The organism is Lysobacter sp. CA196, assembly GCF_052078695.1.
GTDB lineage: Bacteria > Pseudomonadota > Gammaproteobacteria > Xanthomonadales > Xanthomonadaceae > Lysobacter.
Window position 1 is genome coordinate 205,043 of record NZ_JBQJIN010000004.1, and the last position, 23,594, is coordinate 228,636.

The 23,594-nt window shown below is 62.4% G+C and carries 24 protein-coding genes; 5 read left to right on the forward strand and 19 right to left on the reverse strand.

Annotated features, from left to right (window positions below; translation table 11 throughout):
• Positions 1-78 precede the first annotated feature (78 nt).
• The 7 genes from ACTOWK_RS06065 to ACTOWK_RS06095 form a co-directional block, all read right to left on the reverse strand.
• A complete protein-coding gene (locus tag ACTOWK_RS06065) occupies positions 79-1,377 on the reverse strand; it encodes a lipase family protein (RefSeq protein WP_441329284.1) in 1,299 nt (432 codons plus the stop codon).
• A complete protein-coding gene (locus ACTOWK_RS06070; protein ID WP_441329285.1) occupies positions 1,374-1,955 on the reverse strand; it encodes a hypothetical protein in 582 nt (193 codons plus the stop codon). The genes ACTOWK_RS06065 and ACTOWK_RS06070 overlap by 4 nt, the downstream gene beginning before the upstream one ends.
• Positions 1,956-2,230: 275 nt before the next feature.
• Positions 2,231-2,854, reverse strand: coding sequence for a hypothetical protein (locus ACTOWK_RS06075; RefSeq protein ID WP_441329286.1), 624 nt, complete (start codon positions 2,852-2,854; stop codon positions 2,231-2,233).
• 218 nt (positions 2,855-3,072) lie between these two features.
• Positions 3,073-3,345 (reverse strand): hypothetical protein, encoded by a 273-nt coding sequence (locus ACTOWK_RS06080; protein ID WP_441329287.1) that lies wholly within the window; start codon positions 3,343-3,345, stop codon positions 3,073-3,075.
• 83 nt (positions 3,346-3,428) lie between these two features.
• Positions 3,429-3,968, reverse strand: a complete 540-nt coding sequence (locus ACTOWK_RS06085; protein ID WP_441329288.1) for a DUF2058 domain-containing protein — start codon at positions 3,966-3,968, stop codon at positions 3,429-3,431.
• Positions 3,969-4,093: 125 nt separating this feature from the next.
• Complete coding sequence (locus ACTOWK_RS06090) at positions 4,094-5,890, reverse strand: caspase family protein (RefSeq protein ID WP_441329289.1); 1,797 nt, start codon at positions 5,888-5,890, stop codon at positions 4,094-4,096.
• A 66-nt stretch (positions 5,891-5,956) separates the two neighbouring features.
• On the reverse strand, positions 5,957-6,466 hold the full coding sequence (locus ACTOWK_RS06095) for a DUF1697 domain-containing protein (RefSeq protein ID WP_441329290.1): 510 nt from the start codon (positions 6,464-6,466) through the stop codon (positions 5,957-5,959).
• Positions 6,467-6,866: 400 nt separating this feature from the next.
• Here ACTOWK_RS06095 and ACTOWK_RS06100 point away from each other — a divergent pair, with 400 nt between their 5' ends.
• Both ACTOWK_RS06100 and ACTOWK_RS06105 read left to right on the forward strand, forming a co-directional pair.
• A complete protein-coding gene (locus ACTOWK_RS06100; protein WP_441329291.1) occupies positions 6,867-8,585 on the forward strand; it encodes a M91 family zinc metallopeptidase in 1,719 nt (572 codons plus the stop codon).
• 206 nt (positions 8,586-8,791) lie between these two features.
• Positions 8,792-9,361 (forward strand): hypothetical protein, encoded by a 570-nt coding sequence (locus tag ACTOWK_RS06105; RefSeq protein ID WP_441329292.1) that lies wholly within the window; start codon positions 8,792-8,794, stop codon positions 9,359-9,361.
• Positions 9,362-9,498: 137 nt separating this feature from the next.
• Here the strand turns inward: ACTOWK_RS06105 and ACTOWK_RS06110 are convergent, their stop codons facing one another.
• From ACTOWK_RS06110 to ACTOWK_RS06150, 9 genes are all read right to left on the reverse strand, one after another.
• Complete coding sequence (locus ACTOWK_RS06110; RefSeq protein WP_441329293.1) at positions 9,499-11,301, reverse strand: XVIPCD domain-containing protein; 1,803 nt, start codon at positions 11,299-11,301, stop codon at positions 9,499-9,501.
• 2 nt (positions 11,302-11,303) lie between these two features.
• Positions 11,304-11,831, reverse strand: coding sequence for a hypothetical protein (locus ACTOWK_RS06115; RefSeq protein WP_441329294.1), 528 nt, complete (start codon positions 11,829-11,831; stop codon positions 11,304-11,306).
• Positions 11,832-12,594: 763 nt separating this feature from the next.
• Positions 12,595-13,125 (reverse strand): hypothetical protein, encoded by a 531-nt coding sequence (locus tag ACTOWK_RS06120; RefSeq protein WP_441329295.1) that lies wholly within the window; start codon positions 13,123-13,125, stop codon positions 12,595-12,597.
• 583 nt (positions 13,126-13,708) lie between these two features.
• Entirely contained in the window at positions 13,709-14,158 is a 450-nt protein-coding gene (locus tag ACTOWK_RS06125; protein WP_441329296.1) for a DUF6869 domain-containing protein, read from the reverse strand.
• Positions 14,159-14,323: 165 nt separating this feature from the next.
• Positions 14,324-14,578, reverse strand: coding sequence for a hypothetical protein (locus tag ACTOWK_RS06130; RefSeq protein WP_441329297.1), 255 nt, complete (start codon positions 14,576-14,578; stop codon positions 14,324-14,326).
• A gap of 78 nt (positions 14,579-14,656) precedes the next feature.
• A complete protein-coding gene (locus tag ACTOWK_RS06135; RefSeq protein WP_441329298.1) occupies positions 14,657-14,893 on the reverse strand; it encodes an Imm32 family immunity protein in 237 nt (78 codons plus the stop codon).
• Positions 14,894-14,987: 94 nt separating this feature from the next.
• Complete coding sequence (locus ACTOWK_RS06140) at positions 14,988-15,125, reverse strand: hypothetical protein (protein ID WP_441329299.1); 138 nt, start codon at positions 15,123-15,125, stop codon at positions 14,988-14,990.
• Position 15,126: 1 nt separating this feature from the next.
• On the reverse strand, positions 15,127-16,917 hold the full coding sequence (locus tag ACTOWK_RS06145; RefSeq protein ID WP_441329300.1) for an XVIPCD domain-containing protein: 1,791 nt from the start codon (positions 16,915-16,917) through the stop codon (positions 15,127-15,129).
• A gap of 1 nt (position 16,918) precedes the next feature.
• A complete protein-coding gene (locus ACTOWK_RS06150; RefSeq protein ID WP_441329301.1) occupies positions 16,919-17,452 on the reverse strand; it encodes a hypothetical protein in 534 nt (177 codons plus the stop codon).
• Between the two features lie 598 nt (positions 17,453-18,050).
• On the opposite strand from ACTOWK_RS06150, the gene ACTOWK_RS06155 reads away from it, so the two are divergent.
• The 3 genes from ACTOWK_RS06155 (at position 18,051) to ACTOWK_RS06165 (ending at position 21,779) form a co-directional block, all read left to right on the forward strand.
• Complete coding sequence (locus ACTOWK_RS06155) at positions 18,051-19,337, forward strand: nuclease-related domain-containing protein (protein ID WP_441329302.1); 1,287 nt, start codon at positions 18,051-18,053, stop codon at positions 19,335-19,337.
• 403 nt (positions 19,338-19,740) lie between these two features.
• A complete protein-coding gene (locus ACTOWK_RS06160; protein ID WP_441329303.1) occupies positions 19,741-20,901 on the forward strand; it encodes a DNA cytosine methyltransferase in 1,161 nt (386 codons plus the stop codon).
• A gap of 23 nt (positions 20,902-20,924) precedes the next feature.
• Positions 20,925-21,779: a hypothetical protein gene (locus ACTOWK_RS06165; protein WP_441329304.1), complete on the forward strand. Its 855-nt coding sequence runs from the start codon at positions 20,925-20,927 to the stop codon at positions 21,777-21,779.
• Here ACTOWK_RS06165 and ACTOWK_RS06170 read toward each other — a convergent pair.
• The 3 genes from ACTOWK_RS06170 to ACTOWK_RS06180 are packed head-to-tail and all read right to left on the reverse strand — an operon-like array spanning position 21,752 to position 23,582.
• Positions 21,752-22,192 (reverse strand): very short patch repair endonuclease, encoded by a 441-nt coding sequence (locus tag ACTOWK_RS06170; RefSeq protein WP_441329305.1) that lies wholly within the window; start codon positions 22,190-22,192, stop codon positions 21,752-21,754. The genes ACTOWK_RS06165 and ACTOWK_RS06170 overlap by 28 nt on opposite strands.
• A 48-nt stretch (positions 22,193-22,240) precedes the next feature.
• On the reverse strand, positions 22,241-22,483 hold the full coding sequence (locus ACTOWK_RS06175; RefSeq protein ID WP_441329306.1) for a helix-turn-helix domain-containing protein: 243 nt from the start codon (positions 22,481-22,483) through the stop codon (positions 22,241-22,243).
• A complete protein-coding gene (locus ACTOWK_RS06180; protein ID WP_441329307.1) occupies positions 22,461-23,582 on the reverse strand; it encodes an XVIPCD domain-containing protein in 1,122 nt (373 codons plus the stop codon). Before ACTOWK_RS06180 ends, ACTOWK_RS06175 begins: the two co-directional genes overlap by 23 nt.
• Positions 23,583-23,594: the final 12 nt, after the last annotated feature.

A 23,594-nucleotide genomic window follows, 5' to 3' on the forward strand; every position in this document is an offset into this window, starting at 1 on the left:
CCAACCGCTCCTCGGTGCGATCTCAAACCGTGCCTGATTTTCTAAAGTCCCGCTGCTTCACAGCACCGGATTCGTCCATCACGCCATGCGCGGCCCGCTGCGTGCCGGCGACGCCTGTTCGGCCGTCTGCGCCTGCTGCTGCGCCGCCTGCCGGGCGAGCGCCTGCTCCTGCCGGTCCACTGTCGCCACCGCTTCCTCGCGCAGCGCACGTCCCGGTGGCGCCGAAGCGGCATCCTGGGTCATCTGCCGGAAGGTATCGCGGTCGCCGTTCTGCGACGCCGCCAACATGCGGTCGAGGAAGGCGGAAGGATCGCCGCCGACCGAAGTGGTCGCGTTGCGGAACGGAATGCCGGGGCCGGACGGCTGCTCCCTGCCCGGGTGGATGTAGTCGGGAATGCTTTTGCCGGGGGCATAGGGATTGAGGTGCAGCGGCGCCGAATGCCTTTCCGGCAGGGCCGGCGCGTGACGTTCTTCCTTGCGCCCCGGCTCGCCCGCCTTGATCGGGCCGCGAATGTCGTCGATCGCATCGCCGACCCGTTCGAGCGGTCCACGCGAAATATGGGTGATGCCACGCCGCGCGCCTTCGACGTCGCCACGGTACTTGTCGATCATCGGATCGTATTGCTGCGCCAGTCGCTGCGTCTGCGGATCGCTCAGCACTGAACGATCCGGTTTTTCGTTCGCGTCCTCATTGAGGAAGTTGTGCATGCTGTGCGAGGTACCGACCATGTCCTTGACCGCGCCGGCCATATTGCGCGCGTCGAACACACTGCGGTTGTTCTCGTAGCCGCGGTCCTTCATCGTCGCGACTTCCTGCGGCGTCGCGTAGACCTTGACCTTGCCGTAATGATCGCTGGCCGCGCTGACCGGGTCGCCCGCCATCACATGGTTGGTGACGCGGTTGCCGCCTTCCGGAATGCGATAGCCCAGGCTGACCGCGCCGTAGGGATTGAAAGTCTCCCCGCGCAGGTCGTAGTGGTGAGCGGTGATCTGCGCGAGCGTGCCGCCCAGGGAGTGGCCGGTGACGGTGACTTCGGGAGCGGGCGGATCAGCACGGCCAATGCGCTCCGCTTCTTTCAGCGCGTCGCGGGTCAACGCAAGTGCGTCCTTTGCCTGCGAATTGGTGCGATTGGTGGCCATACCAGCATCGGTTAGACCGTCCTTGATCATCTCTCGATCAAATTCGGTACCCCGGTGCGCAACGATGATCTCGCCGGTGTCGGCACGCTGATAGATCGTCCCCTGGTAACCCGAAGGCTTATCTACGTGCTTGATTACGGTGTACTTCACGCCGTCAAGGGTGACGTCTTCGCCCTTGCTGTGGTTTCTATAGGACTCATCCGCGAGAGCGGCATATTGCTGGCTATTAAGGCTCATGGCATCCCTGCCTTAGGTGTCGAGGTGATGGTGAACAGCTGCCCCTGAAGTTCTGCCCTATATCCACTCGGATCAGTTTTTCCGATATCAATAAGTTCAGACGGATCGTCGCCCGGATACTCATACTTTACGTAGTAGTTGGTCCGAGCCTTCTGCGCATTCACTTCATCGGCCAACAAGTTCGCAACATAGCCGACATCGGTTTTAGCGCCGGTAGCCCGCAGCGATGAATTGACGCTCATCAGCTGCCAATTGCAGATGCCCTTCCCGAGATAATCTTCATCGAGCATCCCATCGGCATAAATCGTGGCCGCAAAAGTATTCTCATCGACCTTTGAATATTCGATCGGCAGCGTATGCGAAGGATGCATCCGCACACCGGCGATCGGATCAGGCACATAGCTGCAATCGGGCGCCTCATAGCGAATAAAGCCTTCCGCCTTGGTCAACGGCCCCGGGGCATCCTTCACGCTGAGCACGATCTGATACGGCTGCTTGGGAGCCGGATTGCGCTTGTACTTTGCTTCCAGCTCAGCCGTCGAGGGAGCGGAATCGGGCGAGGATTTGTCGGAAGTCATTGCAGTCTCGGGAGCGCTACACGCGGAAGTACTCAACGCCAGCAGAAGACAAAAGGTGCGAAGCTCACCGCGCATCGATGCCTCCATGGCAAGAGATGGTTAAAAGACGGGCCGGCGGCAATACCGCCATGGTCCCGGCCCGGGTCAAGGCCGGGCCTTATGAGCCGAGCCTACGTCAGGTGGGAGATTGCCGCAACGGCAACCGAAAGTTGCGATGGCGTTGGTACGGCAGGTGAAGGGATCGCCCGCTTGCAGGAAGAGGCAACTCGCCGAGCTCATGGCGTCATTGCCTTCGGCAGCAGGGTGAGAGTAAAGAGCTCATCGCGGATTTCGGACCGGAAGACATCCCGATCTTCCTTGCCCATATCCGGATAGTCCGTAACGTCGCTGCGCGGATATCGCCCTTTCCAGTAGTACTTCGTTACCGCTCGCTGCGCCGTCACATCCTCGTTCATCAGGCTGACGATGAAATTCGTCTCAGCTTCGGCACCGGTCGCCTTGAGTTGCGCATTCAACGAGCTCAGTTGCCAATGACAGACGCCCTCGCCCAGATAGTCCTCGTCGAGCATCGCATCGGTATGGACGGTGCCCGTGTACGTCGTGTCGTCGACCCGTTGCAGCTCCATTTCGAAGCCATGCAACGGCGTCATCGACACGCCCGCGATCGGGTCCGGAGTGTATTTGCAATCCGGGGCTTCGAAATTGACGAAACCCTTTACCGACCCGAACGGTCCCGGAGCACCGGCTAGCTTCAGCGTGATCCGGTAGGTCTGCTTCGGCGCGGGGTTGCGGCGGTACTTCGCTTCGAGCTCCTTGGTCGTCGGGAACCCGGTGTCGTAGCAAGCGGTCACTGCCGACGCCAGCAGGGCGATACCCAAGAAGTGGAGTACGGTGCGCATCGATGCCTCCATGGCGAAATCCGCAATAAACCAGGCGCCGAATGCAATGACCTAACGGCCCTGATTCGATCGCTCTTATGCCTCGAAGCCTACGTCAACCGCACCCGCGCAACAACGGCAACTGAAAGTATCGCTAACGGCGTCGGCGCGGCCGCTTTCAAGCGACAAGCATCACAAGTCGCGGAAGGCACACCGGGCTTGATGGCATACAAAGTACTTCAGCGATCTGTCGGCTGAAGCCCGAATTCGCCAAGCCGTGCCAGGAACCCTGCGCACACCGATTCCGGCAATGGGTCTATCGCTACCACCAAGGCATGAAACCAAGGATTGGCATGCGCCGTGTCGAAACTAAAATCGACGCTGCAGCGATCGGCTTGATCGCAGAAATCGCGCAACGCGGCGACGATCGCGTCGCCGGCATCGTCGAAGTTACCGGGGCCGAAACGTTCTTCGATCGAACGCAAGGCGAAGCGGTAAGTGCGTGCCGTCATCGGCCCTGGCGGATGCATGGCGAGGGTTTCAGGTCGTCAGGGCCTGTCCGTGCGATGAGCACGCACAGGTCACCGCGAAGGCCTCACCAGACCAGATCGTCCGGCACCTGGAACTGGGCGTAGTACTCGTCGTCCTCGCTCGGCGATGTTTCGACCTTGGGCGCGGCATGATCGAGCACGATCATCGACGGGTCGCGGGCATACACTTTTTCTGCGGCGGCGCGCGGCAGCAGTTCGTAACCCTGGTCGTGGCGCGCGATTACCAGGGCGCCGCTTGCCAACTGCGTGCGCAGCGCGGTATTGATCAACACGTTCTTGATCTTGCCTTCGTCGGTAAAACCATAGGCGATCTCACCCTCGCGCTTGACCTTGTTCGTCTCGACGATCTGGCGGACCTGCGCGCGCAGCTCGTGCGCCTTCGCCTGAGCGTTGCGCTCGGCCGACAGCGCGCGGTCGCGCTCGGCGCGTTCGGCGCGCAGCCGCTCGCTCTCGATCTGTTCGGCGGTGGGCGCGGGCCGCGCCTTGCCCTGGCGCTGTTTGGCCTGCTCGCGCGCGACCTGGGACACCTGGGCCTTCTTGACCAGGCCAGCCTTGAGCAATTGATCTTGCAGTGGATTTCGCATGGGATGGAGTCTAGTACGGCGGGCGGGAGGCCGGAAGCGGCAGGAGCCCGCGGATCAGACCTTGCCGGCAGCGGCTTGAGCCCGGATTCAGCCACCGAACGAGACGAGAGTCTCGGCTCGGCGCCTTACACGAAAGGCGGGATCGGCTCGAAGCAGCGGATCACTCCGTCGTTTCCCAGCGCATGGATAGCGCCGTCGAACTGCGAGCAGGTCATCCACCGCAGCCCCACGCCGATGCTGCTGCCGGCATCGAGCGTCGCCACGTGCTCGAAAGTACGGACGTCGACCAGGAACACCAGCCCCTGGTCGGCGCCTATCGCAAGGAGCCTCGGGTCTTTGGTCATGGCGCAGCAAAGCAGGTGATAGCTCGGCCGTTTCCCCTGGTATCCCGTCTCATGCCAGACGGTCTCGCCGCACTCGGCGTCGAACCGCTCCGGATCGGCGAGAAAGAGATTCGCGTCGTCGGACGAGAGCCGATGATGCCGTAACCGGCCATACGCACCCGGCACATCGGCACTGGGCCATTCGAACATGGACCGCCGCTCCACCTTGCCGGTCTGCGTTTCGATCCGGATCACCTCGCCTGCAGCGCAAACGGCTATCAGGTGCTTCGTGTGCTGCACCCAGGCCAAATCGTAGACGTGTTGACGACGCCCAAACGGAATACTCGTGCGCACCGGAATTTCGGCGCTCAGATCCAGGCGGCCGACCGAGTCCGAGCTTCCTCCGCACAAGAGCAGCTCATCGTTGGACTGGAACTTTGCGCCATATACATCCGAAGAGCGGCTCTCGGAAAAAAGCAGCTGCCAGCCTTCGCCTTCACGACGCAGGATGCTGTAACCGCCTAGTCCATACACAACCGCGTGCACACCGTCGGGCGACTGGCAGATACCGAAGGGATCGGCGCACTTGATTTTAAGCTTTGCATCGGGCGTCAACACGACCTTCTGCTTGGAGTCGGGAGCATCGAGCGACACGAAGACATTCCGTCCGGCGAGCAACACCTCGCCCTCCCGAACGGAGGCAACGGTGTACTTCTTCGGATGCCTCACAAAGTTTCTAACGACCCCGTCCGTCACCAACTGCATGTGGCCTTTAGCGTTCACTACGACCGCGGCATCCATCTCACGCTCGTGCAGACGCGTGCTGGCCATCGTCGGATGGTGAAGCGCCGCCGACCACGCCAGCGCATACACCGGCAAATCGCTGAACCCGGGTCTGCCGCTCACGTTCGTATAGATCCAAGGCCGCTGCAGCGCCTTGCTCTCGGTAATCACCTCTTGCCCGCAATGCCCCAGGCTCTCGACGATCGTCGCATCGTGCCGCAGCAGCGCCGCTTCGAGCTTCTGGCAGTAAGTGCTGTTGGCGCCTGTACCGTCGTAAGCCTTCTGCCCTGCGCTGGTCGAGTAGGCGATGACGACATCGCTGGCTTCGGCCGCTCGCTTGGGCCGCTTCGTTTCCCGCTCGCTGAGATGGGTGAAATCGAGCATCTGCGGCTGCGTCCATCCCCGCACCGCGTCGCGGCAGGCGTCGACTATCACGACCTTCGGGCCGTGGCCGGCCTTGAGCGCATCGACGATTTCGAGCACCGGCACGCCGCCGTGAGCGAGACTTTGCGGGGTCGCGGGGAACACCGAATCGGCCGGCATCAACACGCCGAAGCCGCCTATTTCGACCGCGTGCCCAGCGTAATAGACGACGCTGAAAACGCGATCGCCGGCGTGCCCGTCGACCCTCGCCCGCAACGCCTCCACGGCGGCCGTGATCTGCGCGGCGGTGGGATCGGTGAGCAAGGTCGAATCGAACCCGCGCGACTGCAACGCGGCATGGATACGCTTGGCATCGTTGATCGGGTTGGGAAGTGAAAATCGCGCGGGCTGATACGCAGCAACGCCGATGCAGAGCGCAATACGGTGTTTCATCCGAATCCTTTCAGAAGGTGGGAATCGCGTCAGGCCGACTTCAGCGGGCCGGCGATACGGCGCCCCTCAACCGCCCGCCATCTCGATCAACTTCGCCACCGTATTCAAATTGCGCGCGGTGCCGGCCTTGGCCGCCGGGATGACGAGCTTGGAATCGGCCATGCCGTCGCCGTAGTGCACGTAGATCTCGCGCTCGCCCAGCGCGATCTGTTCGTCGTTGCGGTGCCTGACTGCGTCCAGCGCATCGGCCGGCGGCGGCGCATCGAGAAAGATCAGCACCGTGCGGTTCGGCGCGGCGCCCACGAAGGGTTGCGCGGCCAAGGCGCGCGCCATCTCCGCGCCGGTACGCAGGATCACCCCGACCGGCTTGCCGGCATACGCGGCCAGGCGTTGCTCCAGGGCCGCCTGCGCGCGCTTCGCCGTCATGGCAGTGCGGAACACCACGTTGCCACTGGCGATGTAGGTGCGCACGTCCTCGAAGCCGGCGGCCTCGCACATCGCGCGCAGTTCGGCCATCGGCAGTTTTCCGGTGCCGCCGACATTCACGGCGCGCAGCAAGGCGATATAGGTGGGCATGGGGCCGCAGGATACGGCAAGGCCGGCGGCCTGTTCAGCCGGGCACGCGCCGCAAGGATCGGCGCAATGACGTCCCCGCAGGCTCCACCGCCGCGTTCTGAAGCGCTGCGCGTCGATATCCCTGAACAGGCGCGATCCCGGACCCTCGATACGGCCGACGTGGCCGGATGATGGAACCCATCGCGTTTCTTGTGACTGCGCTCCCACTTCAGGCCCCTCCGCCTGAGCGGGACGCAGCCCCGCCTAGCCAGGCAGGACCGTTGGTCGCGTCGGTCGGACACCCCGATTTCCTTCGCTCCCGCAGTCCGCCTATAGTCGGCAAATTCGGTCTCCCGGCAGGAAACGGCTGCGCCGGGCGGCTTACCCATCCGTCAGCCTTACAACGCCAAGGAGAATTTCTATGGCAGGCCCCGCTCCCACCGTCATCAACGGCGGCACCGTCCCGCCCGGCAGTCCGCCGCCCGATCTGTCGCGCAGCACGCCCGACGGCAAAGGCATCGTCTCGCAGGAACTGTTCCGCCAGGGCGATATCGTCATCAGCCGCGAACAAGTGCCCCGCGGCGATCAGTTCAGCGACCTGCTCGTCATCAACGGCGGCGCCGGCGACGACAACGTGCAGGTCAGCCAGCGCGCCAATGGCGTGCTCGACGTGCAGATCAATGGCCAACCGTACGAGATCACCCTCGCCGCCCAGCAGCAGCTCGGCGTGCGCGGCGGCGACGGCAACGACATCATCCATGCCGCCCCCAACGTGCGCGTCAACATGGACGTGCAGGGCGGCAACGGCAACGACACCATCACCACCGGCCGCGGGCGCGATCGCGTCGACGGCGGCGCCGGCGACGACACCATCAGCACCGGCCTGGGCCGCGACGACGTGTTCGGCAACACCGGCAACGACACCATCGACGCCGGCGGCGGCAACGACGTGGTCTACGGCGGCGACGGCAACGACATCCTGCGTGGCGGCCAGGGCCGCGACTACCTCGAAGGCGGGCGCGGCAACGACACCCTCGAAGGCGGCCAGGGCAACGACATTCTGTCCGGCGGCCAGGACAACGACATCCTGCGCGGCGGCCAAGGCAACGACCGCGTCTACACCGGCGCCGGCGCCGACACCGTCGACAACCGCGCGGGCCGCGACACCGTCTATGGTCAGAGCGGCGAAGACACCGTCACCGCCGCGCGCGGCGCGCGCAACACCCAGGTCCAAGTGGACATGACCGCCAACGTCGGTGCCACGGTGAGCATCGCCGCCACTTCGTCGGATGCGTTCCGCCAGCGCGTCGAGGCCGACCTCGACATGTTTCGCTCCTCGCCGAACGGCCGCGAAATGCTGGGCGAGTTCGACCGCATCGCCGACCCGACCAAAGGCACCGGCCACAAGGTCAGCATCGCCGAACTGGCCAACGAGATGAACGGCTACGCCGGCCCCGGGCTGACCGCCGACGCCTTCCTGCGCACCGATGCCACCACCGGCGTCACCACCGCCGGCCCGGGCATGGATTCGGTGATCAGCTACAACCCGTCGTTCCACAGCGAATTCTTCGAAAGCCCGACCGTGGTGCTGCAGCACGAGGGGTCGCACGCCTACAACATCACCAGCGGCACCCTGCAGCAGGGCGTGTACAGCGGCACCGGCCCGGACTCGGGCGCCGTGCGCAACTTCGAACGCCAGGCGGTGGGCCTGGACAACAGCGGCGTTGCTTTCGACTTCGACCGCAACCCGGCCACCCCCAACACCAAGACCAACCCGCGCAACCTGACCGAAAACGGCATGCGCGACGAGATGGGCCTGGCGCGCCGCCCCGACTACAGCGTCGACGCCAAGACCGCGTTCTCCGCCCCGGGCAACCCTAGCGCGACCGGCAACGGCAACCACGGCGGGCACAACCACGCCCACCTGGACGCGCTGTTGCAGGCGATGGAATCGGGCGACCGCAACGCTACCCGCGACGCTACCCGCGCGCTCGCCGAGCAAGCGCCCGGCCAGGCCATGCGCCACGAAGCCATCCACGCCGTCGACCGCCAGGAACAACAAGCCCAGGCGCAAACGCAGGCCCAGGCGCAGCAGCAACAAGCCGAACCGGCCCAAAGCGCCGGCGGCATGCGCCGATGAGCGACCGCCGCGCGCAGCCCTCCAAGCTGCGCGGCGCGTCCACATCACCTTGTGAATCACCGATCCATGCCGAGAGCCGCCCGATGACTCCGAACCACACGACCGCCGCCCGCCCGCGATACGCGCTCAGGGCCTCCGCCGTGCTCGCCGCCTCGCTCGCCGCCGCCTGCGCGCATGGCCTACCGCATCCTGCAGAAGAATCCAGAATGAACGCCCAGCCCGACACCACCACCGCCACCGCCGACACCCGCCTGCGCGTGCAGGACGGCCAGGAAGTGAGCCTGCACACCGAGTTCCACTACAGCGCCGACGCCAACACCGTGCTGGTGCGCTACCGCCTGCGCAACGGCAGCGCCGACCGCGCCCTGGCCGTGTTCGACCGCGGCGTGTACGGCGACCGCGCCGGCGCCGCCTTCAACCCCGGCCCGGTCGGCGCCCCGCGCGTCGAGCAACAGGCCGACGGCACCGTCCTGCTGCACGGCCCCGGCCCCGCCCCGGCCACCGCCGCGATGGACCCGCTGGGCGCCGCCCCGCTCGCCGTCGAACTGAAGCCCGGCGGCGAACTCGCCGACCAGTTCGTCCACCGCTTCACCGACAGCGCCCCCAAGCGCCTGCGCTGGTGCGTCGCGGTGGCAACGTTCGACGAAAAGCAGTTCCGCAACCCGGTCAAGACCACCCACGGCCCCATCTGGACCGCGGCCGGCGACACCAGCACCGGAAGGCAGCTGCTGTGCACCCCGTGGTACGACGTGGGGACGGCGCGGTTTGTTGAGTGACTGATTGAAGCGACAGACAAGCTATAGATACGAATCGGGCCGCGAAAGCGGCCCGGTTTTTTTGGGGATGACGCGTAGTCGCTACGGGCAAGGTTTTCAGCAGAAAACCGATGCAACGTCCACCATCGAGACGCGTCTTATCGGCTCATCCCAGACGACTTCTGCACTTCCTCTTGCGCCTGATAATTCTGCTGCGTGTTGAGCGCCTGCTGCGCTGACCGCTCGTTCAGTGCCTCGACCTTCTGGAACGATGCGGCCTCGGGCGTCTGCACCGCCGCGTCGGTCTTCATATGCGCGCGCACATGAGCAGGATCGTTCAATTGTCCTTGCACGATGAAGACGTTCTCCCCGGCCGCCACCTGGTCGGTCTTCTGGCTGAAGACCACGTGGTCAACGCGGGTCAGCCCGGCCTCCTTCGACAGGGCAAGCAGGCTGGCGGTGAGGTGTTCGCTGGTCTGGTCCCATTGACGCCCGTGTTGCTGATCCTGGGCAAGCACGAGATCGCGGATCTGTCCGTACATCCGGTGGTCCGAGTGCGAGGGCTGCCTCGGGTCACTAGGCTTGGCAGCCACAGGCAAGACGTCGGCTACGGGTTCGACGGGAATGTGTTGGTTCAAGTTGGCGCCGTTGCGCGTATGGTCGAAATGGCGAAGAACTGGCGGTGATTCGCTGCTGTCGTAATACGGCTGACGCTCTTGCGGATGGGGATCAACCCGCAGCCCGAGCCGCTCTATTAGATTCTCCTCCAAGCCAAGTACCGCCATGTTCAGCTGCATACGCGGCTCGACACCGCCCACCGTCTTCGCGACTTTTCTGTCGAGGGTAATCAGCTCTTCGATCGCGTTTCGCCCGTAGTAGTTGGGGTAGTTGGATTCCTTGTGCGGTCCCAGCCCAACGCGTTCGGCAGACTCGGCCAGTCCTTTTTTGGAGGCACGGTCGAAGTAGTTTTTCCCCATCGCTTCGACGTTCTCGGCGGAGGGCGTGACCGACCCATCTTCATTGAACCTCAGCCCGGAGCGTCCGACCGGCTCCACGTTGGACGAACCGGCCGTAACAAACAGATAGGGCCGCGCACCCGGTATTTTCTTCATTCCCTCCAGGTCGAACGACGGATCAGCTTTCTGTTTCATGCTCAGCACGGCGTTCCAGCCGGCGATCTCGCCCTCGGCCTCATCGACACGCGAGGCACGGATGATCGTCGCCACTGGCTGGGTATAGTCGTTGACCGAATTGTCGTCTTTGGCGATTTGACGCACCTCCGCCTTGAACTCACGCCACGCCATCTGCTTACGCTCGTGATTGAAGCCGTGCTGAATTTCGTGGGCGAAGGCGTAGACCATCGTGACCTTATCGAAGCCTCGCGGATTCGTTGCGGTCGTGGCCTGAAGCCGATACGCCGGAATCAGCATGGTCTTGACATCGCCGTCGTAGGCCGCCCCCATGCCTTGATCCCCAGCAAGAACCGTGAAGCTTTTAAGGTGCGGTTCCGGCCTGGCGTTGATGGCCGCCTCGGTGCGATCGAGGAGCAACGGCGACGCACCCAGAGTCTGCTGCAAGTTGCTGACCATCTCCTGAGATACGCGCGCAGTTCGGCCTTGGCTGTCCACGTACTCACTGTTGCCGAAGCGCAGGGACATTTCCTGAAGCTTCAGCGCCGTGTGCAACGAGGTGGCCGTGCCGCGCTCCGGCGATGAGAGGGCCGCAGGCGGTAGCCGCATGGTCCCACTGGCGATATCCGTGCGGCCCACGGGATCGTCCTGATTCGATTCCATGGCGAAGGAGCGCAGAGTCCCTTGCCTGGCGGCGTCGTTCAGGCTTCTTAGCAGGGCCTCATCCGCCTGCAAAGATCGACGCAACTGTTCGGCTTGGGTGGCCGTTACCCCAGACTGCGTTGCAAACGCATCGATTGCAGCATCCAGCTGCCGATTCATCCCTGCCATGCTCAATCCGCCGAAGTAATCATCAGTTGGCCGATGCAAAGACGCGACGTGGCGGACTGTCCCCGGGAAATGCTCGGAGCGAGCACCACCTGCACATCGACGCGGTCACGACGAAAGATGTATGCGAGTGGCTGGCCTATCCCATCCTCATCGATTCGCATCATGAAGCCGTTATCTTTCAGCCGTTTAGCCACCACCTCCAACTCCAATCCGCACAGCGGCTCCCCGGCCGGCGGGGTATCGCCGTCGTACGCATAGTTCAGTTCGACCGCTATGGGCGGCTTGGCGCCGCGATAGACCACACTGTAGAACCAGGGCGACTCCTGCAGCTTGATGATCAGCGCATGGGCCTTGCCTCGGGGCTCGTACTTCAGTGGGAGCCCGGTCTTGGCTGCTACTTCATCAAGAGTCAAACCATCGGTGGTTTTCAAACCATCCAACAGCCGAAGCACCCGATTGCCGACTTCCAGCGGGGTCAACTCGGGATACTCGGCGGGCGAGTTGGGCCGAAAAGGTTCAGTCGACGTCATGTCATGCGGCTCCTTGTAGGGGATGGGGGGGCTGGCTGTAGGCTCGTGCGCGCAAGCGCTGCCCAATACCAGGAGCGTCGCCGCTAACAGGGATCGTGACGCACGGTGGATCGCGGAGCGCGCGCGGGCCGAGCCGAGATCCGCCTGGAGCCGCCGAGGCTCGGCTGCCGACGCAATTGCGCGAAGCGCACCGAATCGTGCGGCCGAACGGGCCGATGGTTGAAACGGACGAAACTGAAAGTTGCGCATTCCATGCACCGCTCGCTTTGCAGACGGGGCGAGCATAAGCGAACCCGGCAGCGACGAACAGAGAAAGCGCCGGTCGCCTTCACAATACAAAAGCACACCCAGAAGTTTCGACGGCGTAGTGCGGAAGCTGCGTGTGCCTTCCCGGTAAAGCTTCGGTGCTCGCGGGACGAAACCGCAACATCGAGGGGAGCACTATACCCTCGCGAGTGCCGCCCTTTGCACGCCCGCGGCCCCTTGGTTACCCCCGCCCGTGCACAACCCGACCCGGTCGAAACCCAGCCGAAGGCCCCAAACTGCAAGTCGTACGTCCCGATCAGATTGACCGGGCCACCCGCCCCTTGCAAGGCGAAACCCCGCAAATGTCCCGCCTGCGCATCTTGATTCAGGCGGGACAGTAGCTGAGCATCGGCCTCAATCGCGGCTCTTAACTGCACCACCTGATCTGAGGTTACGCCGGGCTGCGCTGCCAGCTTGCCGATTGCGACTTCCAGTTGATGATTGGGATTCGCCATGATCAGTTCGCCGCATGAATCGATATCGACTCCACGCAGAAGAGCGTTAACTTCTCCTCCGGTGAACGCGCCTGATGTCGATGAGCCACCATCACGCTGATCTTAGGACGATAGAAGCGATAGTCTTCGACCCGCCCGAGCTCATCCCGGATGTCCGCCATCGTGAAACCCATTCCCTGCAGAGCGGAAGCGTACGCGGCGAAATTCACGCCGCAAACCGGCCCCATGTCGGCCTCTTTATCAGCTGGGTTACCGAATACCAAGCGCGCCGTCTTTCTACTGGAGCCTGGGTCCTGATAGAAATCCACTCCGTAGTACCAGCCAGACTTCGGCTCGTGAATGGTGAAGGAATACACCTTGCCCAACGGGGCGTACTTCATCGGCAGCTTGGTCTGCTCGAGGATGCGTTCAAGAGTCAGGTCGTCGATCGTCTTGAGCCCATCGACCAACTTCAGAAAGCGCCGCCCCATTTCCTCGGGCGTTATTTCCGGGTAGTCGCCAGCAAGGCTCGGCTTAAAGGTATCGGACGTCATAGCGGCAGATTCTGAAGATTGATGAACGCTCCTCGTCTTCGACGATGCTTGCGCACAGGCAGGCAATACAAGATAAGAGATGAGCGATACACACAGCGCAAGCCACCGTAACGGCATTAGTGGTCGCTTCATGCGCAAGTTTCGCGGCCTGTCCATGCCTGCCAAATGCCTATGACTTCGGAATCAAGACCGAGGTTACGCCAGCCCGTGCCCCGGAAACAATGCGCAATCCGGATGACCGCATCGATAGCGGGTTCTGTCTACAACGAATCGAGAACTAAGCACACCTACGAGGCTGCCGCGGCGGGGTCTGCCACTTCGGCTTCCCCCATGCAGCTACGCGGTCGCAACTCCGGGTTGCGCTATTGCTCCTGGGCAGTCCTCGATACTCAAATTTCAGCCGGGCGGCTCGCCGTTACGACGTGCAGATTCCACACTCGGCCGCACCTTGCTAGGAGCATCCCGACGCCGCAGGCCTTAATGAAGCTCATCGAATGCGGGGTCTTGCCGGATGAAGCGCATTCGAGCGTCGGCACTCTGTCCAGAGCGCCGACGCCATTGAGAAAAATTCTGTCAGATGCGCTTATGCAGCAGGTGATGCATCGCCAGGACTACGGGCGATCTCGATGCGTTGCCACAGCGCATCGGGAGTCCTGTTCTTCCACACTCCGTGGAGCAACTCGCGGAACGCCGGATCACTCTTAGCCGTGTACTCGATACGCTCGATGAAGTAGTCGCCGAAGTGGGCGATCATGTCCTCGAGCGGCCCTGCCGCCAGGCATTCAAGGACGAATGCGTGTGGCTTTCGAGCCAATACTCCTATGACGAACTGCCACATCGTTTCGCGATCTACGGGCTTGAGGATGAAGATCGTTCGTTCGATCGCCCACCACAGCGGGTGATCTGAGTTCAGTTCGGAAGTTTCATAATCGGCGTGGAGTTCGATGAAGGCATCGATCCAGGTGTCGAGCGAAGGTGCATTGGTCATGGAATCAGGCGGCACGGCCGCGAGTTGATGGACGAATAATGCCAAGCGGGATAGCACCCGCGGCCGGAGAGGCCGGCTGCAGCATAGGAGCTGATGAGGACTAAAGGTGTTTGCCGGCGTCGCCGGCGTTACTTCGTGTACGCGCCCGGTGGGCGGCAGCACCAGCATGGCGCGATCAGGTCGGCGGGATCATACGCGCCTTTTCAAGGGTTATTCAAGCATGCGGGCATGCAATGTGAGGTTGGAATCGCACGCCAGCCCCTGTGCGTGGTAGCGGACCAGATCGGTAGTCGATGACAAGATCATGCAGCCATCCTGGAGGTAAGCCCATTCCGCAGCTTCGTAGCCCGGCATGGCCTCTTGCTCGGCGATCATCACCACGACGACCCCGCTCGCCTCGTCTCCCCAGCGAATGGTGTCGCCCAGCCGAACGTCCTGGCCATCGTGGTACTGCAGTGTCGTCATTGCTCTATCCGAATGTGAGTAAGGCATGCCACAGGGACTGCGGCATGCCGCTTCCGATGCAACCACATATCCGCGCACCTATTTCGCCCTGGCCACGACCAAGTGCGGCGAGTCCTCGAAACCGGGCTGGCGATCGCCCAGATGTTCGTGATCGTAGTCGCTGCCCATGCGGTCCATATTGTCGGCCGCGTCGCTCAGGAATGCGGCGATACGCCGAAGCTCGGCCGGGGTGGCCAATAAGCTGGCTTCCGCCAGCTCCATGAGGCGGACCTCGCCTGCTTCTCGTTCCTTCTTGCTGTAGCCCCAGAGTTTCATTCGTCGCCTGTGTAGGTCATCGCGGACGACGCAGGATAGAACGTACAGGCTTTCATTGCATTGCCGAGCCCATGATGAAACGACGAGAGGAAGGTCAGGCCTTGCTGCGGGTGGCGACCGACTCGGTCAGATGGGTCTTGAGGTCGGCCATGGCCTTGCGCGGCTCGGACTTGGACAGCAATGGCCTCAGCCAGCACTTCGTTGAGCGTGGATTACGACAGCGTGCGCTCACTTCAGCGCCCCATCGACGGCCCACGAGCGATGTCCTCTTGCACCTGGTTTTTCGCCTGCGTCATAACCTGACTTGCCGCTCGCTCGTTCAACGCTTCTACCTTGGCGAACGAGGCGCTTTCCGGTGTGCGTGTGGCTTCCTCGGTTTTCATGTGCGCGCGGATGTGGGCAGGGTCATCCAGCCGGCCTTGCACGATGAACACGTTCTCCCCGGCCGCCACGTGGTCGGTCTTCTGGCTGAAGACCACGTGGTCGACGCGGGTTAGGCCAGCGTCCTTGGAAAGGGCCAATAAGCTTGCGGTGAGACGCTCACTGGTCTGGTCCCATTGGCGGCCGTGTTGCTGATCTTGGTCACGGACCAGGTCGCGAATCTGTCCGTACAACCGATGGTCAGGATGGGAAGGCTGAGTCGGATCGCTCGGCCTAGCTGGTACTGGCGCGACTTCGTGTACCGGCTCAAGAGGGATGTGTTGGTTCTGGCTGGGACCGCTTCGCGTGTGGTCGAAGTGGTGCAGCGCAGCCGGACTCTGGCTGGTGTCGTAGTAAGGCTGACGTTCTTCCGGCCTGACCTGGATAGCCAGGCCTAGGCGCTCGATCAAACGCTCGTCCAAACGCAACTGGGCCATGTTGACGTGCATCTGTGGCTCGACGCCGTCAACCGCGTGCGCGAACGTCCTGTCCAAGGTGATCGCACGCGAGATAGCGCCCCTGCCGGCGTAATTGATGTTGTCCGCTTCACGGTGCGGACCAAGCGTGGCGGTTTGGTCGACAGGAACGCCTGTATGGCCTTTCGGGAATTTGTCGAAGTAGTACTTACCGACTGAAGCAAGGTTATCCGGGGTTTCCGGCAGCGTCATGTCGTTGTTAAGTACGACGCCCTGCCTCGGAACCGCCTGCCCTTTCGCCACGTCATACTCGATGAAGTCGTGGGTACGCTTGCTCGCACGGTATAGGTCATCAAGGCTGGAACCCGCCTGCTGGTGCCTGCTCACCAAGGCGTTCCAACCAGCCACCTGCGCTTGGGCTTCGCTCTCTCGGGCTGCCTGGATTCGTTCGCCGATCGGCGCGGTGTAGTCGTTGATCGGGTTGGCGTCCTTGGCGATGCGCATCACGTCGTTATCAAATTTCGTCAATGCCCTAGCGTAATCCGCATAGACGAATCCGTGACCGACTTCGTGCCCGATCGTGAAGGTCAAGTTGTTGCTGTCGAATCGCCCATTCGCGTTCGGCTGCAGGATCACCGCGGGCACGCTGAGGGTTTTGCTGACTCCTTCGTAACCGCCCCCCAAGCCGGACTCGGCTGAGGCAATCGTAAAGTGCTTGATGTGGGGCTCCGGTCGCGCTGTCGCAGCCGCTTTCACTTGTTGCGCCAGCACCGGCGAATCGTTTATGGCCTGCTGAAAATTGTTCAGCATGTCTTGGCTTATCGGCTGCTGGGTTCCAGCAGCATCCTGATAAGTTCCGTGCGCGAACTGGACCGACATTGCCTGTACCCGCAAGCTCGCCACCAGGTCGGCACTTGCGGCCGTACCCGCCGCCTGAAAGCTCGATGCCGGCAGCGTGACGGTACCGGCTGCGAGATCGTAGCGGCCAATGAGGCTCGGTGCGGTGCCCGGTGCCGGCAACGCGAAGTCTTTCAAATGCCCCGCCTGGGCTATGGCGTTCAAACCGGCGAGCAGGTCCGGATCGGCGTTGATGGCCGCTTGCAGCTGCGCCACCTGATCCGCGGTTACGCCAGGCTGAGCCGCGAGACGGTGGATAGCCGCCTGCAGTTGCGCATTCGCCTCGGGCATGTCACTTCGCTCCGTGGACCGAAATCGACTCCACGCAGAAGTGCGTCTGTTCGGCCTGCGTCGAGCGTGCTTGCTCGCGATAGCCCACCGACACGTCGAGCTCGCCGCGATAGAAGTGGTACTCCACCACGTTGCCGTGCATGTCGTACGTAGGCGTCATCGTGAAGCCCATGCCCTTGAGCGCCGCCGCATAGCCATCAAAGTCCAATCCACAGACCGGGGCCATATCAGCACTAGGGTTGGCCGGGTTGTTGAACTCCACGCTGACGGTTTTCCATCCCGCTGTGGGGCTCTGGTAGTAGTCCAGCCCGTAGTACCAGCCCGACTTGGGCTCGTGAAGGGTGAACGAGTGGACCTTGCCAGCCGGTGCGTACTTCAAAGGCAGGTTGGTCTGAGCAGCCACATACTCCGGCGTCAGCGCGTCGACGCTCTTGAGACCGTCGACCAGCTTCAGGAAGCGCCGGCCCATCTCCTCGGGGGTGATGTCCGGGTAGTCGCTGGCAAGGCTGGGCTTGAAGGTATCGGGCGAGGTCATAGCAGGAGATTCCGAAGGCTGGGGCGAAGCCGTCGTCTTCGACGGTGCTTGCGCGCAGGCAGCTAGTGCGAGGCAGGCAGCGGGCAGTGCGCATAGCGCAAGCCACCGCGGCGGCAATAATCGCTTCATGCGTAAGGTTTGCGCTCCGTCCATGGCTGCCTCATGCCTATGACTTCGAAATTAGGGCCGAGGGTACGCTAGCCCCGCCCGTGGAAACAATGCGTATTTTGATAGACCACATTGATTCCGGGTTTTGTCTACAAGGAATCGTGAACTAGGCACACTTGCGGGATTGTAGTGGCGGCAACGTCATTCGCTGGTTTCTCCTTCTCACCGCTGCTTTATCGCAACTGCAGGTTGCGACATGGCTCGTAGACGCGTGAGCCACGACTGAGGCGGGAGGAGGGCCCCGAGGTATCGGACCTGCACTGGGCTTCTGGTTAAGACTGGGCCGTATAGATAAAGCAGTCTAAACGAGCACCCGACATCCTGGCGCTGCCAGGCTTCTTACCTGCTCAATCTGAGCGCCCTGCCCTTGTCATCCGCCGTTTCAAATAAGAGCCTGCGCTGGTAAACCCGACACAGATAGGGACATTTGATGGATTCGATCCTTCTTGTTCTTGCAATGGCCGCGTCCATCTTTATCCCGACGCTGATCGGGATAGGAGCGCTCTGGGGCTACAAGCTGTGGCGCGACCGTCAGGGCCGCCGGTCCCCACTTGCGGACCGGCGTATCCACGGAGCCGGCGAACAGTTGCGCAAGCGCATCGAAGATCACACCGACTCGATGCTGGGCGGCTTGATCGCCCTATTCTTTCTTGGCCCCTACTTTCTCGCGGCGTGGGCGCTGCCAAAGGTCGAATGGAGCAGCGCTAAGTTCGGCACGAGCGAAGTCCTGCTTCTAACCGCCTTCCTGGTCATGGCAGCGTTCTCCCTGCGTCGCGTCATCGTCAGCGGCAATGCACGTCGGCGCGGGATGGACGGCTTGAAGGCCGAAATGTTCGTCGCGCAGGAGCTGAATCGGCTGATCGGGCTGGGGGCGACGGTCTTGCATGACGTCCCCTGCGAGTCCTTCAATCTGGACCACGTTGTGATCGGCCGCCACGCCGTTTTCGTGATCGAAACCAAGTCGGTACGCAAGCCGCCCAAGACCGGCAGCAAAGATCACTTCAAAGTGGCCTACGACGGCGAGCGGCTACGCTTTCCGGACCATGTCAACGCAAAGGCCATCGCGCAGGCACGGCAGCAAGCCGGCTGGCTAGCCGCCTATCTGCGTCAGATGAATATTGCGGTCCCGGTGACAGCCGCGGTCGCGCTGCCGGGCTGGTGGATCGATAGCCCGCGGCTGCCGGAAGATGGCGTCCGGGTGTTTAACCCTTCAGGCCGAGGGGCGCATTTCATGGCCGATGCCCGCCTCGGCGCTACGCCGCTCAGTCCAGCTCAGATCGGTGTTATTACCCAGGCGCTGATCATGCGTTACCCGTCGAGGCCTAAGCTTGCCCGGACCGCAGAACCGATCCGATCAATCGCCGCTCTCGCCTCCACCGACACAACCGCAAATCGATGGGCCATCGTCGACGTAGGCACCGTCGCTGGGGTATTGGTTCGGGTCGTGTTGCGAGAGCATCAAGCCGACCTCGCGTGCATCGGTCTTCGCCAGGTGCACGCACACCACCGCCCCAATGATCGGCACCAGCCAGATCAGAGCGAGCTGCCATCGTCGCTGAGACGGCGAGAACCCGCCGCTACACAGCACCACCCTCGTTGCCGCCAGGTTGAGCATCACCAGGACGCCCAACACCACTGCTTGCCATCCCATAGCGCCACCTCGATCCGGCAGATCCGATGCGCGCACTCTCGGCGCCGGCCGGGCGGCCGTCTATAACCCGAACGTACTGCCCTGCCCGCTCCACCGCTGAGGGTCAGGCCTTGGTGCGGGTGGCGACCGACTCGGTCAGGCGGGCCTTGAGCTCGGCCACGGCCTTGCGCTGCTCGGGCTTGGACAACAGGCCCAAAGTCAGGATGGCCTAGGCCATGGTGTCGGTTTCGGCATAGAGGAAGGCGAGCGGGACGCCCAAGGCCTCGGCGATGCGGCGCGCGGTCGCCAGATCGGCCCCGCCCCAAGGACAGATGGCAGATATCGGTCTAACGATCCCAGTCTCAGCCTGTGATTCTGCGAGGCATGAACCTGGGCAGATGCAGACAAGGTGGTTGAAATGAACGAAACTAGCCTCGGTCAGCTGCGGGCACGGCCAACAACGCAGCTTGAAGTGGGTCCGAATCAGAGCATGAAACACAGCATCGCAGGACTTTTCGCCGGCATCGGCGGACTCGAACGTGGTCTTGCGCGCGCAGGCCATGAAACGACACTTCTCTGCGAAAATGATCCGGCTGCGTCGGCGGTACTTCAGCGTCGATTCGACATAGCGCACCACGATGATGTCCGGTCGCTTAAGAGTCTGCCCAAGCAAACGACGTTGGTCGTAGCGGGGTTTCCCTGCCAAGATCTGAGCCAAGCAGGGAAAACCGCGGGCATCGAAGGAGCCCGATCGGGTTTAGTCGGTGAGGTCGTTCGACTGATCGAAGCACAACGCACTCCTTACGTACTGTTGGAGAACGTGCCCTTCATGCTCCAGCTATCGGCCGGTCGGGCAATGGACGTAATTGCCTCGGCGTTCGAGCATCTCGGCTATAAATGGGCATACCGCGTAGTCGATTCAAGAGCATTCGGCCTTCCTCAGAGGCGCAGACGCGTCTATTTTCTTGCCAGCCTGGTTGACGACCCACGCACCGTCCTGTTCGCGGATGAGGCCGGCGAGCAGGCAGAGCGTGGCGACTTCCGCTCGGTCGCTTGCGGGTTTTATTGGACGGAAGGCATTCGGGGCCTAGGTTGGGCAGTCGATGCCATCCCAACCATCAAAGGAGGGTCAGCCCTCGGCATCCCCTCCCCTCCCGCAATCGTGCTCCCCGACGGCACGGTAGGCACTCCCGATCTTCGGGATGCCGAACGCCTGCAGGGCTTCCCCATCGATTGGACCAAACCCGCCGAGACCGTGGCCCGCCGTAGCAGTCGCTGGAAGTTGGTCGGCAACGCAGTCAGCGTCAGAGCCGCGGAGTGGATCGGCAAGCGCATGGCCAAGCCTGGGGAAATCGGTGATTTCCCTACCGCTCCCATGACGCCGGCGAAGTCATGGCCTACTGCTGCCTGGAACGTCGGCGGGGGGAGGATGCGCGTGGAGGCCAGCGAATGGCCGGTTCAACGCACCTATCAGTCTCTGGAGGGCTTCCTGATCCACCCTCTTTCCCCATTGTCCGAGAAGGCTACGGCAGGCTTCCTGAGCCGAGCGGAACGCGGCGGCTTGCGTTTCCCCCCCGAATTCTTGCGTACACTTCGGAATCATCTCGCCGGCATGCGTGACACAGGGCCCCGTTCCAGTCGCGCTGCCTAATCAAACTGTGGAAAGGATCGTGGATGCACGGACTTGAGATCATGGCGCGCTCGATGAGCGCCACCGCAATCCCAGACAAGTTCGGCAACAACTGGCAGTACCATTCTCAAAGCGACCGCCACTCCAAGATTGCCTGCTGGGCGCTGATGTTCGACTTACTAAATCACTGCCCGCTGCTTCGACGGCACGCGCAGGATTCTAAGATCGGTTTCGGCATCAATCACGGGATGCGTGACTTCCAAACTGCCAGAACGAAAGTTCTGGACCTGGTGATCGGAACGCCCAGAAAAGCCGGAGCAGTGGCTGGTCCAACAAGAACATTTAATGACCTTGCAGATAGCTGCGGCATAATTTTGTCTCCGGACGAGCAAGACATACTCGCCTCGTTGCCCCGCGTACCCGTGGTGCCGGTGGGCAACGTGAGCGTCGCTCTCGAAGCAAAAGCCACCATGACCGCCCATGTAAAAGCACTACCCCGGCTGCACGACGAGCTGGATTCCAGTCATCAAACCATTCATGGTGATACGGACGCAGCCATCGCTGCCGCACTGATAACCATCAACGCATCCAGCCATTTTCTTTCGACCAGCAAAAATAAGCATCTGGCCACTCCCGAGTCGATGATTTGGAATAGAGAGCCGCAGCCTAAAGCCGCCGAGCGGACCGTCGCGAAGATGCGTGAAATTCGGCGCCGCTCTGCACCCGGCACCCAGGGATTCGATGCAATGGGTATCGTTCTGATCGACTTCAAGAACGATGGAAGCCCCTGTCTTATCTCCACAGAACCTCCAGCCCCGACCACGAGCGACGGCGATCACTACGCAAACATGATCGGCCGGATCTCTACTCTTTATGCGTCCAGGTTCGCCGGATTCTGACGCGCATCGTCTTCCAGAAATACACGAATCCGCTCCGCCAGTTCGGCTCCTGGTTTGGTCTCGCACTCCCAAATGGTTAGCACCTTCCACCCTAACGCATTCAGCACCTCTAGGTCTCTGCAGTCCCGCGCCTGATTCGCATCGAACTTCGCTCTCCAGAAATCCTCTCTCGTCTTGGGCATCGTCGTACGGCGGCAACCTTCATGCCGATGCCAGAAACAGCCATGCACGAAGATGATCTTCCGTCGAGAACGGAAGACGAGATCGGGTGACCCCGGTAATCTCCGATCGTGTAGCCGGTAGCGATAGCCCAGCGCATACGCTATTCGCCTGACGACCATTTCAGGAGCCGTATCAGCTCGGCCGACACGACTCATCTGCCAGCTTCGCTGCTGCGGTGAGATCTTGTCCATCGCACGAAAGAATATCGCGATCGACCTGCCGACAACGAACCCGACCAGTTAAACCTTGCCGTGGGTGGCTACCGACTCCGTAAGGCGGCCCTTGAGGTCGGCCACGGCCTTGCGCTGCTCGGGTTTGGACAAGAGGCCCAAGGTCAGGATGGCCTCGGTCATGGTGTCGGTTTCGACGTAGAGGAAGGCGAGCGGGACGCCCAAGGCCTCGGCGATGCGGCGCGCGGTCGCCAGATCGGCGTCGTGGGCGGCCTTTTCGACGATGTCGTTAGCGTCCGATGGAGGGCGCACGGGCCAGTTCGTCCTGCGTCTGGGTCTGCGTCGAAGCTTGCCCCTGCGCACGCTCATTCAGCGCCTCGACCTTGGCGAACGAGACGCTTTCCGGGGTGCGCGTGGCCTCTTCGGTCTTCATGTGCGCGCGAAGGTGGGCGGGGTCGTCCAGCCGCCCCTGCACGACGAAGACGTTCTCGCCGGCAGCCACCTGACCGGTGCGGGTGCTGAAGACCACGTGGTCGACGCGGGTCAAGCCGGCCTCCTTCGCCAGGGTTAGCAGGCTGGCGGTGAGGCGCTCGCTGGTTTGGTCCCATTGACGGCCGTGTTGCTGGTCCTGGTCACGTACATGGCCGGCGATTTGGGTGTATAGCGCGTGGTCGCGATGGCCTGGCTCGATGGGAGAACTTGGCGCGGCACCTTGTGGCTGCCGGCGTGAGGTGGGTTCGATTCGCTCTTCCGAAACAGGGTGCTTTACCAGCATGGCGAAGTCGCGCAGGTAGGCATCGCGCTGGGTCAGCACGCCGTCGCCGCTGAGGTCGGTCAGCGGCTCGCGCCGCGTGTAAGGGAAGTTGGGTATAGGTGCCGCCAGACGCGCAATCGCCGCATCGTCGTCGATCCGTCCGGATTTCCACTCCGAGTAGATACCGGCCGGCTCCAAACCACTGCCACGCCCGTAGCCAATCGCATCCCACTTGGCGCGGAACGCCGGGTCGCTTTTTTGCAGATCGTCGAAGATCGGGTAGGCGTTGAATACCGTCTTCGCTTCAAGCCGGCTTCGGTACTCGACGTACTCGTCTGCCGTCTTGCCGCGAAACGGCTCGGTGCCGGTATGGTGCTTGTCGTGCCCGATCTCGTGAGCCAGGGTGGCGAACAACCGCAGCTCGGTGTCGATCCGATTGGGGGCATCCGGCCCGGTGAGATCGGCATAGATCTTTGCACTGATGTAAATCTTCGGCGGCTCGGTGGCGTGGTAATACGGCAGGTCGACGTGCGGCGCCGGCTCGACACGGCCGCCCTTTTCGAAGAATCCGGCGAAATCGGCGGTGGCGTGGGGCGATTGCAGAATCCAGTCGCGCGTGCGCTGCGGCAACGCCTGGAAGCCCGGCTGCTCGGCCAAGCGCGATCCTTT

Bases quoted from the DNA above. Each gene is read 5' to 3' on its own strand.
- ACTOWK_RS06120 (WP_441329295.1), bottom strand. From the start codon at position 13,125: ATGACGTCCGATACCTTTAAGCCGAGCCTTGCTGGCGACTACCCGGAA.
- ACTOWK_RS06170 (WP_441329305.1), bottom strand. From the start codon at position 22,192: ATGGACAAGATCTCACCGCAGCAGCGAAGCTGGCAGATGAGTCGTGTC.
- ACTOWK_RS06155 (WP_441329302.1), top strand. From the start codon at position 18,051: ATGGATTCGATCCTTCTTGTTCTTGCAATGGCCGCGTCCATCTTTATC.
- ACTOWK_RS06065 (WP_441329284.1), bottom strand. From the start codon at position 1,377: ATGAGCCTTAATAGCCAGCAATATGCCGCTCTCGCGGATGAGTCCTAT.
- ACTOWK_RS06100 (WP_441329291.1), top strand. From the start codon at position 6,867: ATGGCAGGCCCCGCTCCCACCGTCATCAACGGCGGCACCGTCCCGCCC.
- ACTOWK_RS06165 (WP_441329304.1), top strand. From the start codon at position 20,925: ATGCACGGACTTGAGATCATGGCGCGCTCGATGAGCGCCACCGCAATC.
- ACTOWK_RS06130 (WP_441329297.1), bottom strand. From the start codon at position 14,578: ATGACGACACTGCAGTACCACGATGGCCAGGACGTTCGGCTGGGCGAC.
- ACTOWK_RS06105 (WP_441329292.1), top strand. From the start codon at position 8,792: ATGAACGCCCAGCCCGACACCACCACCGCCACCGCCGACACCCGCCTG.
- ACTOWK_RS06075 (WP_441329286.1), bottom strand. From the start codon at position 2,854: ATGCGCACCGTACTCCACTTCTTGGGTATCGCCCTGCTGGCGTCGGCA.
- ACTOWK_RS06135 (WP_441329298.1), bottom strand. From the start codon at position 14,893: ATGAAACTCTGGGGCTACAGCAAGAAGGAACGAGAAGCAGGCGAGGTC.
- ACTOWK_RS06110 (WP_441329293.1), bottom strand. From the start codon at position 11,301: ATGGCAGGGATGAATCGGCAGCTGGATGCTGCAATCGATGCGTTTGCA.
- ACTOWK_RS06080 (WP_441329287.1), bottom strand. From the start codon at position 3,345: ATGACGGCACGCACTTACCGCTTCGCCTTGCGTTCGATCGAAGAACGT.
- ACTOWK_RS06085 (WP_441329288.1), bottom strand. From the start codon at position 3,968: ATGCGAAATCCACTGCAAGATCAATTGCTCAAGGCTGGCCTGGTCAAG.
- ACTOWK_RS06090 (WP_441329289.1), bottom strand. From the start codon at position 5,890: ATGAAACACCGTATTGCGCTCTGCATCGGCGTTGCTGCGTATCAGCCC.
- ACTOWK_RS06070 (WP_441329285.1), bottom strand. From the start codon at position 1,955: ATGACTTCCGACAAATCCTCGCCCGATTCCGCTCCCTCGACGGCTGAG.
- ACTOWK_RS06095 (WP_441329290.1), bottom strand. From the start codon at position 6,466: ATGCCCACCTATATCGCCTTGCTGCGCGCCGTGAATGTCGGCGGCACC.
- ACTOWK_RS06145 (WP_441329300.1), bottom strand. From the start codon at position 16,917: ATGCCCGAGGCGAATGCGCAACTGCAGGCGGCTATCCACCGTCTCGCG.
- ACTOWK_RS06115 (WP_441329294.1), bottom strand. From the start codon at position 11,831: ATGACGTCGACTGAACCTTTTCGGCCCAACTCGCCCGCCGAGTATCCC.
- ACTOWK_RS06160 (WP_441329303.1), top strand. From the start codon at position 19,741: ATGAAACACAGCATCGCAGGACTTTTCGCCGGCATCGGCGGACTCGAA.
- ACTOWK_RS06150 (WP_441329301.1), bottom strand. From the start codon at position 17,452: ATGACCTCGCCCGATACCTTCAAGCCCAGCCTTGCCAGCGACTACCCG.